The organism is Pseudomonas sp. G11-1 (assembly GCF_024031555.1).
GTDB lineage: Bacteria > Pseudomonadota > Gammaproteobacteria > Pseudomonadales > Pseudomonadaceae > Halopseudomonas > Halopseudomonas bauzanensis.
The window spans coordinates 848,307-866,176 of record NZ_QEYQ01000001.1 but is presented as its reverse complement, the minus strand read 5'-3'; the positions used below and the strand labels follow the sequence as shown (position 1 = coordinate 866,176).

The 17,870-nt window shown below is 62.5% G+C and carries 13 protein-coding genes; 2 read left to right on the top strand and 11 right to left on the bottom strand.

The genetic code is table 11. The annotated features are described in order from the left end of the window. Positions 1-21: 21 nt before the first annotated feature. The 9 genes from urtE to glpD all read right to left on the bottom strand — a co-directional run bounded on the left by urtE (position 22) and on the right by glpD (position 13,791). Complete coding sequence (urtE, locus tag DHB74_RS03990) at positions 22-717, bottom strand: urea ABC transporter ATP-binding subunit UrtE (RefSeq protein ID WP_036989304.1); 696 nt, start codon at positions 715-717, stop codon at positions 22-24. A gap of 4 nt (positions 718-721) precedes the next feature. After that, positions 722-1,501: an urea ABC transporter ATP-binding protein UrtD gene (gene urtD / locus DHB74_RS03985; RefSeq protein ID WP_074778693.1), complete on the bottom strand. Its 780-nt coding sequence runs from the start codon at positions 1,499-1,501 to the stop codon at positions 722-724. 53 nt (positions 1,502-1,554) lie between these two features. After that, entirely contained in the window at positions 1,555-2,652 is a 1,098-nt protein-coding gene (gene urtC, locus DHB74_RS03980; RefSeq protein ID WP_074777692.1) for an urea ABC transporter permease subunit UrtC, read from the bottom strand. A gap of 42 nt (positions 2,653-2,694) precedes the next feature. Beyond that, positions 2,695-4,362 carry an urea ABC transporter permease subunit UrtB gene (gene urtB, locus DHB74_RS03975; protein ID WP_074777693.1) on the bottom strand — a complete coding sequence of 556 codons (1,668 nt, stop codon included), beginning with the start codon at positions 4,360-4,362 and terminating at the stop codon, positions 2,695-2,697. Positions 4,363-4,464: 102 nt separating this feature from the next. After that, on the bottom strand, positions 4,465-5,760 hold the full coding sequence (urtA, locus tag DHB74_RS03970; protein ID WP_074777694.1) for an urea ABC transporter substrate-binding protein: 1,296 nt from the start codon (positions 5,758-5,760) through the stop codon (positions 4,465-4,467). 106 nt (positions 5,761-5,866) lie between these two features. Next, entirely contained in the window at positions 5,867-6,574 is a 708-nt protein-coding gene (locus tag DHB74_RS03965; protein WP_036989310.1) for a GntR family transcriptional regulator, read from the bottom strand. Beyond that, entirely contained in the window at positions 6,571-10,188 is a 3,618-nt protein-coding gene (gene uca / locus DHB74_RS03960) for an urea carboxylase (RefSeq protein WP_499160838.1), read from the bottom strand. The genes DHB74_RS03965 and uca overlap by 4 nt, the downstream gene beginning before the upstream one ends. Before the next feature lie 16 nt (positions 10,189-10,204). Further along, complete coding sequence (gene atzF, locus DHB74_RS03955; RefSeq protein ID WP_499160837.1) at positions 10,205-11,989, bottom strand: allophanate hydrolase; 1,785 nt, start codon at positions 11,987-11,989, stop codon at positions 10,205-10,207. Positions 11,990-12,255: 266 nt separating this feature from the next. Then, positions 12,256-13,791 (bottom strand): glycerol-3-phosphate dehydrogenase, encoded by a 1,536-nt coding sequence (glpD, locus tag DHB74_RS03950; protein WP_136868849.1) that lies wholly within the window; start codon positions 13,789-13,791, stop codon positions 12,256-12,258. Positions 13,792-14,208: 417 nt separating this feature from the next. Here glpD and DHB74_RS03945 point away from each other — a divergent pair, with 417 nt between their 5' ends. Next, positions 14,209-15,372, top strand: a complete 1,164-nt coding sequence (locus tag DHB74_RS03945) for a type III PLP-dependent enzyme (protein ID WP_036989320.1) — start codon at positions 14,209-14,211, stop codon at positions 15,370-15,372. A 77-nt stretch (positions 15,373-15,449) separates the two neighbouring features. After that, on the top strand, positions 15,450-16,094 hold the full coding sequence (locus DHB74_RS03940; RefSeq protein WP_499160836.1) for a LysE family translocator: 645 nt from the start codon (positions 15,450-15,452) through the stop codon (positions 16,092-16,094). Positions 16,095-16,107: 13 nt separating this feature from the next. On the opposite strand, the gene nagB is transcribed toward DHB74_RS03940, so the two are convergent. After that, complete coding sequence (gene nagB / locus DHB74_RS03935) at positions 16,108-16,830, bottom strand: glucosamine-6-phosphate deaminase (RefSeq protein ID WP_499160835.1); 723 nt, start codon at positions 16,828-16,830, stop codon at positions 16,108-16,110. A 129-nt stretch (positions 16,831-16,959) separates the two neighbouring features. Further along, positions 16,960-17,865: an SDR family oxidoreductase gene (locus tag DHB74_RS03930; protein ID WP_036989329.1), complete on the bottom strand. Its 906-nt coding sequence runs from the start codon at positions 17,863-17,865 to the stop codon at positions 16,960-16,962. Positions 17,866-17,870 lie beyond the last annotated feature (5 nt).

The following is a 17,870-nucleotide window of genomic DNA, read 5'->3' as shown; positions in this document are numbered from 1 at the left end:
TGGCCTCGCCGCGGAATCAGTTCACACCGTCAGATACCGCTGGATCAGTTCGTCATCCAGCGTCGCCATCGGTCCGGTTGCCACCGCGCGCCCGCGCTCCATGATGAAGAAATCATCGGCGGCGCGGCGCGCGAAGGGCAATTTCTGCTCCACCAGCAACACGGTCAAACCCAGTTCGCTATTCAGCTTGCGGATCACATCGCTGATGTCGCGGACAATATTCGGCTGGATGCCTTCGGTCGGCTCGTCGAGGATCAGCAGCTTGGGGTCGAGCACCAGCGCACGGCCGATGGCCAACTGTTGCTGCTGGCCGCCAGAGAGATCACCGCCGCGGCGATGCTTCATTTCCCTGAGCACCGGGAACAGTTGGTAGATCTGTTCCGGAATCTGCCTGGCCCGGTCGGGGCGGGCGCCGAGGGATATCTTCAGGTTTTCCTCGACGCTCAGCAGCGGGAATATCTCGCGGCCCTGGGGCACGTAGCCGATGCCGGCGCGGGCGCGGTTCTCGGTGCTCAGGCGAGTGATGTCCTGGCCATTGAACAGGATCTGCCCGTCCTTTACCGGCAACAGGCCGGTGATGCATTTGAGCAGCGTGGTCTTGCCGACGCCGTTGCGGCCCAGCAGGCAGCCGCAGGTGCCTTCCTTCAGTTCCAGGTCCAGATCCCAGAGGATATGGCTCTGGTTGTAGAACTGGTTGATGCCTTGAATGCTCAGCACGATGTCACTCCCCCAGATAGACTTCGATGACCCGCGGGTCGTTCTGTACCTGATCCATGCTGCCCTCGGCCAGCACCGAACCCTGATGCAGTACGGTGACTTTGCGCGCGATGGAGCGCACGAAAGCCATGTCGTGCTCGACCACGATCACCGAATGCCGGCCAGCCAGCGAGGTCAGCAGTCGGGCGGTGTGCTCGACTTCCTCGCCAGTCATGCCAGCCACCGGTTCGTCGACCAGCAGCACCCGCGGGTTCTGCACCAGCAGCATGCCGATTTCCAGCCACTGCTTCTGGCCATGGGACAGGGCGCCTGCGTCCTGGTGTGCTTGCGGGGTCAGACCGATCAGCGTCAGTACCTCATCGAGGCGGTCGCGCTGCTCTGCGCTCAGGTCGTGGTTCAGGGTGTACCAGACATGCTTGTCCGAAGCCGTGGCCAGCTCCAGGTTCTCGAATACCGACAGCGCTTCGAAGATAGTTGGCTTCTGGAACTTGCGGCCGATGCCGCCCCGGGCGATCTCATGCTCGGGCAGCTTCAGCAGATCGATGCGCTGGCCGAAGTACACGCTGCCGGTATCCGGCCGGGTCTTGCCGGTGATCACATCCATCATGGTGGTCTTGCCGGCGCCGTTGGGGCCGATGATGCACCGCAGCTCACCGTCGTCGATATATAGGTTGAGGTTATTTAACGCTTTGAAGCCATCGAAGCTGACGCTGACATCCTCGACATAAAGAATCGGGCCGTGACTGGTATCCACCGCCTTGCCGAATTCCGGCTTGGGGAGCATGAAGTCGAAGATCTGGTCGCGGCGCCAGGTTTCCCGCAGGCGATCGAGTGGGGTCATGACTTGTCTCCCTTGCGGCGTACATGGCCGAGCAGGCCGACTATTCCTTTTGGCAGCACCAGCGTCACCAGCACGAACAGGGCGCCGAGGATGAACAGCCAGGTTTCCGGCGAGAAGGTGGTGAAGAAGGTCTTGGCGTAGTTCACCGAGAAAGCGCCGACGATGGCACCGAACAGGGTGCCGCGCCCGCCGGTGGCGACCCACACGACCATCTCGATGGAGTTCAGCGGTGAGAATTCGCCGGGATTGATAATGCCTACCTGCGGTACATAGAGGGCGCCGGCAATAGCCGCCAGCATCGACGAGAAGACGAACAGCCAGAGTTTGTAGGATTCCACCTGGTAGCCGCAGAAACGGGTGCGGCTTTCGGCGTCGCGGATCGAGACGATCACCCGGCCCATACGCGAGGTGACGATATAGCGGCAGGCCAGGTAGCCGAGCACAAGGGCAATGGCCGAGGCGACGAACAGGCCGACACGGGTGGTCTTGGCAGCCAGGTCGAAGCCAAGGATTTCCTTGAAGTCATTGAGGCCGTTATTGCCGCCAAAGCCCATCTCGTTGCGGAAAAACGCCAGCATCAGCGCATAGGTCAGGGCCTGGGTGATGATCGCGAAATACACCCCGGTCACCCGCGAGCGAAACGCCAGCCAGCCGAACACCAGGGCCAGCAACCCAGGCACCAGCAGGATCATCAGTAGGGAAAACCAGAACATGTCGAAGCCCTGCCAGTACCAGGGCAGCGACTCCCAGTTGAGCACCACCATGAAATCCATCAGTTCCGGGTGGCCGTATACGCCCCGATCGCCAATCTGGCGCATCAGGTACATGCCCATGCCATAGCCGCCGAGGCTGAAGAAGGCGCCGTGGCCGAGCGAGAGAATTCCGCAGTAGCCCCAGATCAGGTCCACCGACAGGGCCAGCAGGGCGAAGCAGAGAAACTTGCCGAGCAGCGCCACGGTGAAGTTGGACACGTAGAACGGTGAGCTGGTGGGCACCACCAGATTGAGGATCGGCACCAGGATGGCAGTGAGGACGACCAGTCCGAGCACCACCATGCCGCCGCGATCACTGAGTAATAGACGTTGGGTTAGCATACTTCCCTCTCGATATCATTGGCTGTGGATGGCAGGCGAGCCTCAGTCCGCCGCCGCCCGCCCTTTCTGTGGGAAGAGTCCCTTGGGCTTCTTCTGGATGAACAGGATCAGCATGATCAGCACCAGTACTTTGGCCAGCATGGCGCCAGCATAGGGCTCCAGGAAATTGTTGATCAGCCCCAGGCTCATGGCGCTGACCAGGGTGCCCCAGAGGTTGCCGACGCCGCCGAACACCACCACCATGAAAGAGTCGATGATGTAGGCCTGACCGAGGTTGGGGCCGACGTTGGTGAGCTGCGACAGCGCGACCCCGGCGACCCCGGCGATGCCGGAACCGAGGCCGAAGGTCAGTGCATCGACCCAGCTGGAACGCACTCCAACGGCGCGCGCCATGGCGCGGTTCTGCGAGACGGCGCGGACCTTCAGGCCGAGCGCGGTGCGTTTCATCACCAGCATCAGGGCGAAGAACACCAGCAGGCCGAAGATCAGGATGTACAGCCGGGTATAGGTGATCGATAGCACCGGGTTGATGGTTAGCGTGCCGCTGATCCACTCGGGTGAACTCACCGAACGGTTGAGCGGGCTGAACAGGCTGCGCACCGCCTGTTGCAGCACCAGGCTGAGACCGAAGGTGGCCAGCAGGGTTTCCAGCGGCCGTCCATAGAGGAAGCGGATCACCCCACGCTCGATGGCGATGCCGACCAGGGCAGTGATCAAAAAAGCCGCGGGAATGGCGATCAGCAGGCTCCACTCGATCAGGTTGGGAAATAGCACTTGCACGCCCCAGGTGGTGTAGGCGCCGATCATGATCAACTCGCCATGGGCCATGTTAATCACGCCCATCACGCCAAAGGTGATGGCCAGTCCGATCGCCGCCAGCAGTAGTACCGAGCCGAGGCTGAGGCCGAAGAACAGATTTTCTACGAAGCGGTAGAAACCGATGCGTCCCTGAATGGACTCGATGGCCTCCGCTGCGGCGGCGCGCAGCTCGGGATCGGCGTCATTCGCGGCAATCCCGCGCAGGGCGTTGCGCGCTTCCTGCTCCAGCGAGCCGCTGAGCTCATTGATGGCGGCCTGGCGAATACCGCTGTCGGCCGATTGCAGCCGGTACACCGCCAGTGCGGTAGTGATCGCACCCTGCACTCGATCGGACTCTTCAAGCTCCTGATGCGCGTGCAGCAGCGCAGCGGTGTCGGCATTGACGCCATCACGAATAAAGCGCTGCACGGCGGCGTAGCGCTTGTCGGTATCGGAGTGGTTGAGGTGCAGCTGCGCCACCTGGCCGCGCAGCTGGGTGCGCAGGTTGTTGTTGACCGGAATCCGGCGCAAGCCGGTGCTATCGCTCAGCGCGGTACCGGTCAGTGCATCGGTCAGCTGTTCGCCGCTGCGTATGGCAATGGTGGGCGGGGTATCCTTGTCGGCCAGCAGCTCACCGGCCAGCAGGGCATTGAAAATGTCGGCCAGGCGTTCGTCGCGCTGGTTGGACAGCTGGTTGATGGTGGCGGTGCGGTCGCGCAGGCTACCGCCAGGCAGTTGTTGGACCAGTTGCTCGAAGCTCGGCTGCGCGGCAGGCACGGCACCCGTCCGGGCTTCGGCGGGGGCCGCGGGGGATTGCGCGCTGGCGTGCAGGGGCAGGGCGCTGAAGCACATCAGCCAGAGCAGCACGGCGTGCAGGGTATGCCGGGGTGTGAAGCGGCAAGGAGGGTTCATAGCGGCGGTCCTGGTATGGTTCGGAGTAATCAAACGCAGCGGCGATGGGCTGCTGCTGCGGATTCCGCTGGCGATAGTGCCGCCAGCGGTTCGGTCTGCTGGTTACTCGGGCTGGGCGCCCAGGCAGGTTTTGCTGGCGGTGTTGTAGTTGCCGCAGTTGATCGGTGCGGTCCAATCGGCTTCCAGGTTCTTGCTGCCTTCCAGGTAGTCGGACCAGGCATCGCCGGGCACCAGTTCATCTGTGCTCGACACGGTGAGGAACTGGCCGTCGTTCTGGATTTCACCGATCAGCACCGGCTTGGTGATATGGTGGTTGGGCAGCATCTTGCTGACACCACCGGTCAGGTTCGGCACTTCCACGCCAACCAGGGCGTCGATCACCTTGTCGCTGTCGGTGGTGCCAGCCGCTTCGACTGCTTTTACCCACATGTTGAAACCGATGTAATGGGCTTCCATTGGGTCGTTGGTGACGCGCTCGGTGTCGCCGATGAAATCGTGCCAGGTCTTGATAAAGGCGGCGTTCTCCGGGGTTTCCTCGCTCATGAAATAGTTCCAGGCGGCCATGTGGCCGACCAGCGGAGCGGTGTCGATACCGGACAGCTCCTCTTCACCGACCGAGAAGGCGATCACCGGGATGTCTTCGGCGGACACGCCCTGATTACCCAGTTCGCGGTAGAAGGGGACGTTGGCGTCACCGTTGATGGTGGATACCACGGCGGTCTTCTTGCCGGTGCTGCCGAAGCGCTTGATCTCGGCGACGATGTTCTGCCAGTCGGCATGACCGAACGGGGTGTAGTTGATCAGGATGTCTTCGTCGGCCACGCCATTGGCTTTCAGGTAGGCTTCAAGGATGCGGTTGGTGGTGCGTGGATAAACGTAGTCGGTGCCGGCCAGTACCCAGCGCTCGATCTCCAGTTCATCCTTCAGATAGTCGACGGCCGGGATCGCCTGCTGGTTCGGCGCGGCGCCGGTGTAGAATACGTTGCGCGAGGATTCTTCGCCCTCGTACTGCACCGGGTAGAACAGGATGCCGTTGAGTTCCTCGATGACCGGCAGTACCGCCTTGCGTGATACCGAGGTCCAGCAGCCGAAAATTGCATCGACCTGATGCTGCTCAAGCAGATCACGGGTGCGTTCGGCGAACAGCGGCCAGTTGGAGGCAGGATCGACCACCACGGGCTCCAGTTTCTTGCCGAGCAGACCGCCTTTCTTGTTCTGCTCTTCGATCAGCATCAGCATGGTATCTTTCAGGGTGGTTTCCGAAATTGCCATAGTGCCGGACAGCGAATGCAGTACGCCGACCTTGATGGTGTCCGCCTGCGCCGCCAGAGCGGTCAGGGCCATGCTACAGGCAACGCCGAGCGCCCCGGCCTGTTTGACCATTTTCTTCAGTTTCATGTGTCCATCTCCATTGTCGTGATCGTGTCCAACAGCTGTGAAAATCGATTTCGAACAGCGGGTGCAGCACTCCGGGCCCGGTCGTCCTGCGCCGGGCCTTCTGGTTTCAGCTATTTGCCTGCAGTGGCGGGTAGCTGTTGTTCGGTTGGTGTCGTGCCTGGAAAATCATGTGCAGGGTGATCCGCCGGACCTCTGCCTTGCTGTCCTCGATATGGCTTTTCAGCAGCCATTGCGCCTCGTCGCTGCGGCGCTCGATGATGTGGCGCAGGATGTTGGCGTGCTCCACATAGGTGGCCTCGATCCGGGGGCGCTTGGTGAAGTCGATGCGCCGTACGATGCGCAGGCGTTCGGTCACGTCGTGGTGAATGCGCGCCATTTCCGTATTGCCGCAGGCTTCCACCAGCTGTTCATGGAAGCGCTCATCCAGGCTGCAGACCGTCGGGCCATGCTCCAAACGGTCTTCCGCTGCTACCAGCCAGATGCGCTCGAGCGCGCTCAAGTCGGGGGCTGGTTCCATTGCACAAAGGCGCTTGACGGCAGCCATTTCCAGCACGATGCGCACGTCATACAGCTGCTCGAACTGCTGGAAATCCAGGGGGTTGACCTGCCAGCCGCTGCGAAACGACACCTCGACGAAGCCCTCCCGCTGCAGGCGGCTCAGCGCCTCGCGCACCGGCGTGCGGCTGGCCTGCATGCGCGCGGCAATTTCGCTTTCGGTAAATCGATCACCGGGCAGTAGCTGGAAATCGAAAATGCTCTGCTTCAACTGCTGGTAGATCCGCTCGGTCAGGTTCTGCCTGCGCACGGTGCTCATTCCTCGAGAACCAGCAACAGGTCCCCGGCGTTCACCTGCCGGCCTGCCGCGCAGTGAATGGCGCCGACCCGGGCATTGCGATCGGCATGCACGGCGAATTCCATTTTCATCGCCTCGACGATCAGCAGCGGCTGGTCCGCTTCCACGCGTTGGCCAGGCTCCACTAGCAGCTTCCAGATATTGCCGCTGATATCGGCGGTGACCGCATGGCCGTCCACCTCGATCGGCCCGCTCTGGATATTCACCTGCAGGGCGGCGTCGACCTGGGCCTCTTCGTCGGACCGCCACAGCGCCACCTCCCGGGTGAATGCCGCTTGCTGGCTGGCCTTGAAGGCGGCGATGCTGTCAGCGTTGTGGTGCAGAAACCCCTGGTGCTCGGCCAGATCGAACCAGCCCTCATCGATACGCAGGCTCAGGCGGCCTTCGCGGAAGGCGTCGCGCTGTTCGTCCAGTTCGGCTTCGCTGACCGGGTAATAGCGCACCTGATCGAAGAATTTCAGCAACCAGGGCTCGCCGTTGATGAACGCCGGGCTCTTGAGGAAGGTATTCCAGATCGGCAGGGTGCGTCCGACCAACTGGTAGCCGCCTGGTGAGTCCATGCCGTAGATGCACATGTACACACCGCCGATGCCCACCGTGCCCTCGGCGGTATAGGTGCGCGCCGGGTTGTACTTGGAGGTCAGCAGGCGGTGGCGTGGATCGACCGGCACCGCGCAGGGTGCGCCGAGGTAGACGTCGCCCAGACCGAGCACCATATAGCTGGCGCTGAACAGGATGTCGCGTACCTGATTGACACTGTCCAGACCATTGATGCGGCGCATGAATTCGGTATTGCTTGGCAACCAGGGCGCGGTGTCGCGCACTGACTGGCGATAGCGGACCACGGCATCCAGGGTGGCGGAGTCTTCGAAGGCCATGGGCAGGTGGATGACGCGGCTGGGTACGCGCAGGCTGGTGGCATCCGGCAACTCGGTTTCCAGCACGACCAGCCGGTCGATCAGCACATGCTGGTGAATGATCCGGCTGTCGTAGTTCAACTGCAAAGAGCGCACACCGGGGGATAGCTCGATGATGCCGTCAATGGGCTGGGCCTTGAGCGCTTCCATCAGCGCATGCACACGCAGGCGCAGGCTCAGGTCCAGTACGTTGGCGCCATACTCGAGCAGAATGTATTTATCGCCGGCCTGCCGGTAGGTGACGCTTGGTCGGTCGCCGTGCTCGGCCAGGCTGGCCAGGATGCAATCGGGCAGACCGGTTGCCGACGGGGGTTGCACTGCCTGCGCGAGCATCGGCTGCTCGGCCAATTGCTCGATGGCGCGGTCGGTTGCCCGTTCCATCGCCAGGGCCTGGTCGAAACTCAGGGGCTTGAAGCGGATGCGGTCTCCTGGCTTGACCTGGCCGACCTTCCACAACTCGGCCTTGGCGATGGTCACAGGGCAGACGAAGCCGCCAAGACTGGGGCCGTCCTTGGTCAGGATCACCGGCATATCGCCGGTGAAGTTGATCGAGCCGACGGCGTACTCGGTGTCGTGGATATTGGACGGGTGCAACCCGGCTTCGCCGCCGTCGCTGCGGGCCCAGGTCGGCTTCGGCCCGTTCAGGCGAATGCCCAGGCGATTGGAGTTGTAGTGCACTTCCCAGGCGGTGGCGAAGAACATCTCGATGGCGTCTTCGGTGAAGAAGTCTGGGGCGCCGTGCGGGCCGTAGAGCACGCCGATTTCCCACTCGCTGGGATAGTCGGGAACCAGTGCTGCTGGCGCGGCAGCGGGTGGATACAGCGGCGCTGGCGTGGTGCAGGCGACGATCTGCGGATTGCTGATCGGCAGCATGTCGGTGGCCCGCAGCGTACGGCCGGCGTGGCCGCCGAACTGGCCGAGGACGAAGGTCGAACGGCTGCCCAGATACACCGGCACATCGAAGCCGTTACGCACCGCGAGGTAACCGCGGCAGCCTGTCTCGGCCTTGCCGACGACCAGCACCTGTCCGGCCTTGACCGCAACCGGCACCCAGAAGGGCACGCTTTCGCCGTCCAGCCGGGCATCCGAGCGGGCTCCAGTGAGGGCGATCAGCGTATCGCTGTGAAAGCGCAGGGTCGGGCCGATCAGGGTGCATTCCAGCCCTGCGGCGCCGGCATGGTTGCCGACGATGCGGTTGGCCAGTCGGAAGGCATAGTCGTCCATCGGCCCGGACGGGGGCACGCCGACGCTCCAGTAACCGGCGCGGCCGGGATAATCCTGCACGCTGGTATAGGTGCCGGGCTGGATGACTTCCACCACCGGCGGGCGGTAAGTGAAGGTGGCCAGCCGGTTAGTGGCTACGTCGCCCTGGGCGAAGAACTCGGTGGCGATGATCTGCCGTAGGTAATCCAGATTGCTGGCGATGCCGGCCACGCGGGTGGCGTCGAGCGCCTCGCGCATCTTACCGAGCGCCTCGGCGCGGTCGCGGCCATGCACGATGATCTTGGCGATCATCGGGTCGTAATAGGGTGACACTTCGGTGCCGGTGGCGACCCAGGTATCGATGCGGGCGCTGGTGGGAAAGCTGACGTCGCTTAACACTCCCGGCGAGGGCTGGAAGTCGCGGACCGGGTCCTCGGCATACAGGCGTACTTCGATGGCAGCGCCGCTGGGCTGGATGTCGATGTCCAGCGTCGGCGGTTGGCCGCTGGCGGTGCGGATCATCCATTCGACCAGGTCGACGCCGGTGCAGGCTTCGGTGATCGGATGCTCTACTTGCAGGCGGGTGTTCACCTCGAGAAAGTAGAAGGCGTCGCGGGCGGCATCGTAGATGTACTCCACTGTGCCGGCGGAGCGGTAGTTGACCGCCTTGCCGAGGTTCACCGAGGCGTCCAGTAATTGCTGGCGGGTGGCGGCCGGCAGCTGCGGCGCCGGGGTTTCCTCAACCACTTTCTGGTTGCGCCGCTGCAGCGAGCAGTCGCGCTCGCCGAGGGCTATTACGCTGCCCTGGCCATCACCGAAGATCTGTACTTCGACATGCCGGGCGTTGTCGACAAAGCGTTCGAGGAATACGCCACTGTCACTGAAGAAGTTCTTTCCCAGGCGCTTGACGCTGTCATAGGCGTCGATCAGCGTCGCCTGGTCGTCGCAGCGGGTCAGGCCTATACCGCCGCCGCCGGCGGTGCTTTTCAGCATCACCGGGTAGCCCAGCCGCTCCGCAGCGCTGAGCGCCTCGTCCAGCGAGCCAAGCAGGCCGGTGCCGGGCGTCAGCGGCACGCCGGCCTGTTCGGCGATTTCGCGCGAGCTGTGCTTGAGGCCGAACTGGCGAATCTGCTCCGGTGTCGGGCCGCAGAAGGCGATACCGGCGGCTTCGCATTGTTCGGCGAAGGCGGCGTTTTCGGAGAGAAAGCCGTAGCCGGGAATGATTGCCTGCGCGCCACTGTTGCGGGCGGCAGCGAGAATCAGGTCGGTGCGCAGGTAGCTTTCGGCGGCGCTGTTGCCGCCCAGGCTGATGGTCTGATCGCAGGCGCTGACATGGGCGCTGTTGCGGTCGGCGTCGGAATGCACCGCGACCGATTTGATGCCCATGCGCTTCAGGGTGCGGGCGATCCGCACGGCGATCTCGCCGCGGTTGGCTATGAGTACGGTATGCAGCATTGGAGTCATTCCTTTATCAACCGCGCGAGGCGATATAGGCGCGCCAGCCGCCCAGGTGAGTGATATCGGTTGCGCCCTCGACAGCGGCACCCTCGCAAATGAAGCCCTTGACCTCGCGGCCGTCTTGCAGGGTCAGTGTGCCGATGCCCAGCGGGGCGGGAATCAGCGCGACGAAGCTGCCGAACAGATGGGTCGGCATGTCCCACAGCTCCACGGCGATCGGTGCGCCGCTGGCCGAGCGAATCAGGCCGGGCTTGGGTGGCGTGGTGTCGGGCAGGGCGAACAGGCGGTAGTTGCCTGCGCTGTAGGTCGCCTCGACGAAGCGCGCATGGCGCTCGGTCAGCTGCCCGTTGAGCGGCATGCCGCGCAGGTGCGCGCCGACCACGGCCAGGCGTATATGGCCGTCGGGTACCTGGTTGCTGACCGGTGGTGTCGGCAGGCGGCGATCGGTGGCGCCGAGTGCCCAGGGCGCGTGGGCCTGCCAGCGCCGGCCGAATTCGGCCAGGGCGGCATCCTGCCAGGCGGCGCCGACCAGGGTGATGCCGAAGGGCAGGCCATCGGCGCGGATACCGGCGGGCAAGGCCAGGGCCGAGCAGTCGGCCAGATTGACGAAGTTGGTCCAGATGCCCAACTGGCTGTTGCCGTCTACCGGGTTGCTGGCCAGGGTGGCGAGGGTCGGCAGGGTCGGCGCAGTGGGCACTAGCAAGGCATCCACCGATTGCATCAGGGTCTGGATCTGGCGCGCCAGATCGGCGCGGCGGTATTCGGCGCGGAAGCTGTCGGTGGCGCTGAAATGGCCAGCCTGCTCGATGATGCCGCGTACCACGGGGTTCATCTGCTCGGCATGCCCGCCGATGAATTCCTGGATGGCGACGTAGCGCTCGGCTACCCAAGGCCCGCCGTAAAGTAGCTGCGCCAATTCCTGCATGGGGCTGAAGTCCAGCTCCAGCAATTCCACGCCAATCTCACCCAGCTGGGCCAGGGCGGCTGCCCAGGCTGCTTCGGCCTGGCTGTCGCCAAACCATTCCGGCCTGGCGGGAATACCGAAGCGCGGGTGTTCGCCCATGGGGCTGGCCGGCAGCGTCGCGCTGCGCGAATAGCTGTCGCTAGGATCGAAGCCTTCGAGTATTGCGGCCACCGCCTCGGTGTCCGCCACGTTCAGCGCGAATACCGAGACGCAGTCCAGGCTGCGGCAGGCGGGAACCACACCGTTGGTGCTGAAGCGCCCGCGGGTAGGCTTCAGCCCGACGATATTGTTGAAGCCGGCGGGCACCCGGCCAGAGCCGGCGGTATCGGTGCCTAGGCTGAACGGCACTAGGCCACGGGCGACCGCGACGGCCGAACCGGAGCTGGAGCCACCGGATACATAGTCCGGGTTAAAGCTGTTGGGCACCGCACCGTAGGGTGAACGGGTACCGACCAGGCCAGTGGCGAACTGGTCGAGGTTGGTCTTGGCCAGCACGATGGCCCCGGCCGCGCGCAACCGGGCGACACTGGTGGCATCTTGGCTGGGGGTATAGGCGAAGGCCGGGCAGGCGGCGGTGGTCGGCAGTCCGGCCACGTCGATGTTGTCCTTGGCCACGAAGGGAATACCGTACAGCGGTAGATTGATCGCATCGGGCAGGGCGTCGAGCTCATTGAGCTGGGCATCGAGTTCGGCGCCGGAGACCACGTGAATCCATGCCGGGTCCCCACTATGCAGCTGAGCGCGCAGATTGTGCAGGGCGCCAGAGGGGGTTATGGATCTATTTCGATAGGCCTGGCGCCATTCTTCGAGCGTCCATCCGGTTTGCTGCGACATTGAACCTCCCGTGCGTCTGAATACCGTCTTGTATGCAAGAGGTGTTCAGCAGGGAGCGTGCCAACCGCGGAAAATAATTTTATGGGTTAAAAAATATTAATAAAATCAATGCATAGCAGCGGGTTAGATAACCTGATTACCGGGTCGTCTGGAGTGGGTGGACAGGCTGGCTGCGCGCCCTTTCAGTGCCAGCGGGTGATGGGGCGAGTGGATTTGGTGCGCCCGCGCTGGCCCGTAGGTGTCGGGCAGGGCGGCATGCGGCGCCCTCAGGTGGGGCGCCACTTGCTGCGAATATCCATGAAGTCCTGCAACACCGCGGCCTCGCTGGAGCGGATATGCAGGCCCAGCTTGGAGCGGCGCCAGAGCACATCCTGGGCCGTGGTGGCCCACTCGGTCTGGATCAGATAATGCACTTCCCGGGCGTACAGATCGGCACCGAAATGGCGGCCCATGTCATCCATGCTGCGGCAGCCGTTCAGCAGTTCATGGGTGAGCGTACCGTAGCTGCGGGTGAAGCGTCGGGCTGTCGCGTCGGGTAGCCAGGGATAGAGCTTCTGCAGGTCGGCCAGCAATGTCTGTTGATCCCGGAAGTCGCCGCCGGGCAGGGTCGCCTCGCGGGTCCATGCCCGCGCCGGGCTGTGCAGCAGCTCGCAGAGCTGGTCGGTGGCTTCCTCCGCCAGCCGGCGGTAGGTGGTGATCTTGCCGCCGAGTATCGACAGCAATGGCGGGTGGCCGTGTTGGGCATGCACATCCAGCAGGTAATCCCGGGACGCAGCCTGGGCCGCACCATCCTCACCGTCGAACAGCGCCCGGACGCCGGCATAGCTCCAGAGGATATTGCGCCGGGTCAGTTGCTGGCGGAAGTGGTTGTTCACCACATGCAGCAGGTAATTGCCTTCTTCAGTTGAAAGCTCAGCTGCAGCGGGGTCGCCCTGGTAGTCCACGTCGGTGGTGCCGATCAGGGAGTAATCCTGTTCATAGGGAATGACGAAAACGATGCGGTTATCTTCATTCTGCAGGATGTAGGACTCTTCCCCGGCATGCAGGCGCGGCACCACGATGTGGCTGCCCTTGACCAGGCGCAGGGGGCGCCGGATCGGTGTATCGATGACCGACTCCAGCAGGTCAGCCGCCCAGGGGCCGCCGGCATTGACCAGTGCCCGGCTGCGGTAGCTGCGGCGCTGACCGCTCTGGCGGTCCTCCAGTGTCACCTGCCAGAGGTCGTCGGCGCGCCGGGCATCGACGCAGGCGGTACGGGGCAGAATGCGGGCGCCCCGCTGGGCAGCGGCCCGCGCGGTCAGCACCACCAACCGGGCATCATCGACCCAGGCATCGGAATACTCGAAGCCGCGAACAATTTCCGGTTTCAGCGGGCTGGTCTGGTCGAAGCGCAGGCCGCGGGAGCCGGGCAGGGTTTCGCGGCGAGCCAGATGATCATAGAGGAACAATCCGAGGCGGATCATCCAGGCCGGGCGCAAGTGCGGCCGATGGGGCAGGCGAAAACGCATCGGCCAGATGATATGCGGCGCGTTGCGCAGGAGCGCCTCACGTTCGGCCAGGGCCTTGCCGACCAGGCGGAACTGGTAGAACTCCAGATAGCGCAGCCCGCCGTGGATCAGTTTGCTGCTGCGCGAGGAGGTGGCCGAGGCCAGGTCATCCTGTTCGCACAACAATACCTTCAGACCGCGCCCGGCAGCATCCATGGCGATGCCGCAGCCATTGATGCCCCCTCCGATGATGATTACATCATGAATGTCATCATCTGCTGCCAGGCTTGGACTGTGAACGGGTGCGTCCCGCATGTCGGAAATTCCTCTGCTGAGTGGGCCACGAACATCACCCACGATGGATTATTGCATATGAGCAGCCTCAACCTATTGACCGCGAACTCGCTTGGTTTTATGGTGCGCACCGAACGTTGAGGCTGGCACGATCCATACGGCTCAAGTACTGACGACGAGACAGCAAGACCGGTTCCCCAGGGGAGCGGACTTATTGCTTTCGGCGCACGCCTTGGGAAGTAGGCGAACCAAAGTGGGGATACTGATCAGACGTTCGCACCCCCGGGTTGTGTGTTGGCTATGCGTTCAGAGTCGCTTACGGAAGGCGTCCCTCGTCCTGGTTCCTGACCAGGGGATAGGTACGCCTGTCTGCCCTGCAGCTGATCCCAATGTCCCCACGCGGCCCGACACCAGACCTTATGCTTTGGAGCCGACGCCATGACCATCAAGCTCGACGAATATTTTGACCGCGATACCTTCAGCCGTATCCGTGCCTGTGCTGATCAGCATGAAACCCCCTTTCTGGTCGTGGACCTGAAAACCATCGACCGCGCCTATGACGAGCTGGTCGAGGGCTTTCCCTATGGCAAGATCTACTATGCCGTCAAAGCCAACCCAGCCAACGAAGTGCTGAGCCTGTTGAAGAACAAGGGCTCGAATTTCGATATCGCCTCCATCTATGAGCTGGAGAAGGTGATGGCGCTGGGCGTCAAGCCGGAACAGATCAGCTTCGGCAACACCATCAAGAAATCGGCACACATCCGCGCGTTCTATGAGAAGGGCGTACGCCTGTATGCCACCGACTCCGAAGCTGACCTGCGCAACATCGCCAAGGCCGCGCCGGGCTCGAAGATCTATGTACGCATCCTGACCGAAGGATCCACCACCGCCGACTGGCCGCTGTCGCGCAAGTTCGGCTGCCAGACCGACATGGCCATGGATCTGCTGGTACTGGCCAAGGAGCTGGGCCTGGACCCCTATGGCGTTTCCTTCCATGTCGGCTCGCAGCAGCGCGACATCGGCGCCTGGGATGCGGCTATCGCCAAGGTCAAGGTAATCTTCGAGCGCCTGAAGGAAGAAGACGGCATCGTATTGAAGATGATCAACATGGGCGGCGGCTTCCCGGCCAACTACCTGACCAAGACCAATACCTTGCAGACCTATGCTGAGGAAATCACCCGTTTCCTGCAGGAAGATTTCGGTGACGAACTGCCGGAAATCATTCTGGAGCCAGGGCGTTCGCTGATTGCCAACGCCGGTATCCTGGTCAGCGAGGTGGTGCTGGTCTCGCGCAAATCCCATACTGCGCTGGAGCGTTGGGTATTCACCGACGTGGGCAAGTTCTCCGGCCTGGTGGAAACCATGGACGAGGCGATCAAGTTCCCGATCTGGACCGACAAGCGCGGCGAGCTGGAAGAAGCCGTCATTGCCGGCCCGACCTGTGACAGCGCCGACATCATGTATGAGAATTACAAATACGGCCTGCCGCTGAATCTGGCGATCGGCGACCGGCTGTACTGGCTGTCCACCGGTGCCTACACCACCAGCTACAGCTCGATCGAGTTCAATGGCTTCCCGCCGTTGGAGGCGTTTTACGTCTGAGAAGGTGGCGACGGGGGCGGGGCGCGCTCGACCGGGTCGCGCCCGACTCATAGCCATGATGCGGGGATGGAAACTGCATGAATTACCCGCTGTTACTGATGTACCTGGCGACTATCACGCTGCTGATTTCGACGCCCGGCCCGGTTGTTGCGCTGGTCATCAGCGATGCTTCCCGGTTTGGGTTTCGTCACGCCTTGCGTACCGTGCTGGGCACCAACCTGGCGTCGTTGCTGCTCATCGGCAGTGCGGCGCTGGTGATTTCCGGGCTGCTATCGATCAATGATCTCTGGTTGCGCTGGGTCAGTCTGCTGGGTTGTGTCTTTATTGGCTGGGTCGCCTGCGCAACATTGCGCAGCGAATTTGCCGTGACGCCAGCAGTAGCGGATAGAGTTGCCACCCCTGCTGCCAGCCGGCGGCAATATCCCATGCTGAACGGTTTTCTGGTCGGGATCTCGAATCCGAAGGACATTGTGTTCTTCATTGCCTTTTTTCCACAGTTCATCGGCATCACCGCTGGCGCGGGATTGAGCCTGACGATTCTTACTGCCTTGTGGATCGTTTTCGATCTGCTGATTCTGGTGGCCTACATTGCGGTAATGAAGGGTGGGATCTTCCAGCGCAATCGGCGAATCATCTCGATCCTCTCCGCCGGGTTTCTGCTGGTTATCGCTGTAGTCGGTGCCGGTTTTTCGCTGCTGGAACTTGCCGGGTCGTTGCGGTAGAACCGTCCCGCGACTACAGCAGCGCAGCGGCTTCTTCGTCGAGAATAATGGTCGTATCCGGATGACGCTGCAGGGCTGAGGCCGGGACAGCTTCGGTGACCGGGCCGTTGACCATCTGGCTGATACATTCGGCCTTGGCCTTGCCGCTGGCGATCAGCAGGATGGAGCGTGCTTCCAGGATGTTCTTGATGCCCATGGTGATGGCCGTGGTGGGCACCTCCTCCAGGGAATTGAAGAAGCGCTGATTATCCTGTCGGGTTTTCTCGGCCAGTAGGGTGAGAAAGGTTTCCCGTTCGAAGGGCGTGCCCGGTTCGCAGAAGCCGATATGGCCATTGCTGCCGATGCCGAGTAGCTGCAGGTCGACTGTCGCCTGGCGCAGCAGGGCGTTGTAGGCGTCGCACTGGCTCTGCAGATCGCCCCCTTCGGCGCAGGGGATATGCCGGTTTTCCGGCTGGATATCGATGTGACTGAACAGGTTGTCGTGCATGAAGCGGAAGTAGCTTTCCGGATGGCTGCGCGGCAGACCGCAATATTCATCCAGATTGAAGGTCTGTACTTCCTTGAAGGAAATCTCACCTGCCCGGTAGCGTTCGACCAGATACTGGTAGGTACCTTGAGGTGTGCTGCCGGTGGCCAGCCCCAGGGTGCAGCGGGGTTTGCTGCTTACCAGGTCCGCGATGATCCGGCCGGCGGTGGTACTGAGCTCGTTGTAGTTCTTGACGGTGATGATCTTCATGCGCTCGGGTCCTGGGCCGGTGGCCAGAGATAAAGCGCTGGATTCTACTCCGCGAACGCAACGGGTTGAAAGCGAAATGCCCATTTTGCCCCAAAATGGGGCAAAAAATGGGTCAGAGGCAGGACGTTCTCAGCTGAACTTCTGGATATTCTGCATCAGTTCCTTCAGTGCTTCGATGTTGTCCTTCGGATGCACGGCATTCTCGAAGCTGCACAGCTGGTCGAAATTGGCCTGTACATCTTCCGGGCTGAAGCCTTCATCCGGATTGAAGCCGATGCCCAGCGAACGCTCCCAACGCACCTTGCCCATCCAGCCGCCGCCGACTTCGAACAGGCTGGAGGTTTCCTGGCACTGCTCGGAGCACAGGTAGACCACCAGCGGACTGACCAGCTCGGGCTTGAGCTTCTCGAACGCACCGGGCGGGAACAGGCCTTCGGTCATGCGCGTACCACCGGTCGGGGCGATGGCGTTGACGAAGATGTTGTTCTTGCGGCCTTCGATGGCCAGGGTGCGGGTCAGACCATACAGCCCCAGCTTGGCCATGCCGTAGTTGGCCTGACCGAAGTTGCCATAGATGCCGGAAGTGGACGCGGTGAAGATGATACGGCCGAAGTTCTGCTCTTTCATGTGGTTCCAGGCGGCATGGGTCACCTTGTAGGCCCCTTCGACATGCACCTTGTACACCAGGTCCCAATCGGCATCGGACATCTTGGCGAAGCTCTTGTCGCGCAGGATACCGGCATTGTTGACCACCACATCGACCCGGCCGAAGTTGTCCATGGCGCACTGTACGATCTTGTCGCCGTCCACCACGCTGTCCGGGTTGGCGATCGCGGTCCCGCCGGCGGCCTTGATTTCCTCGACCACTTTCAGCGCCGCTTCACTGTTGGCGCCTTCTCCCTGGGTGCTGCCACCCAGATCGTTGACGATAACCTTGGCGCCATGCTTGGCGAACAGCAGTGCGTGAGCGCGGCCGATGCCACCACCGGCGCCGGTGACGATGACCACCTTGTCTTCAAAACGGATGTCGCTCATGGAGA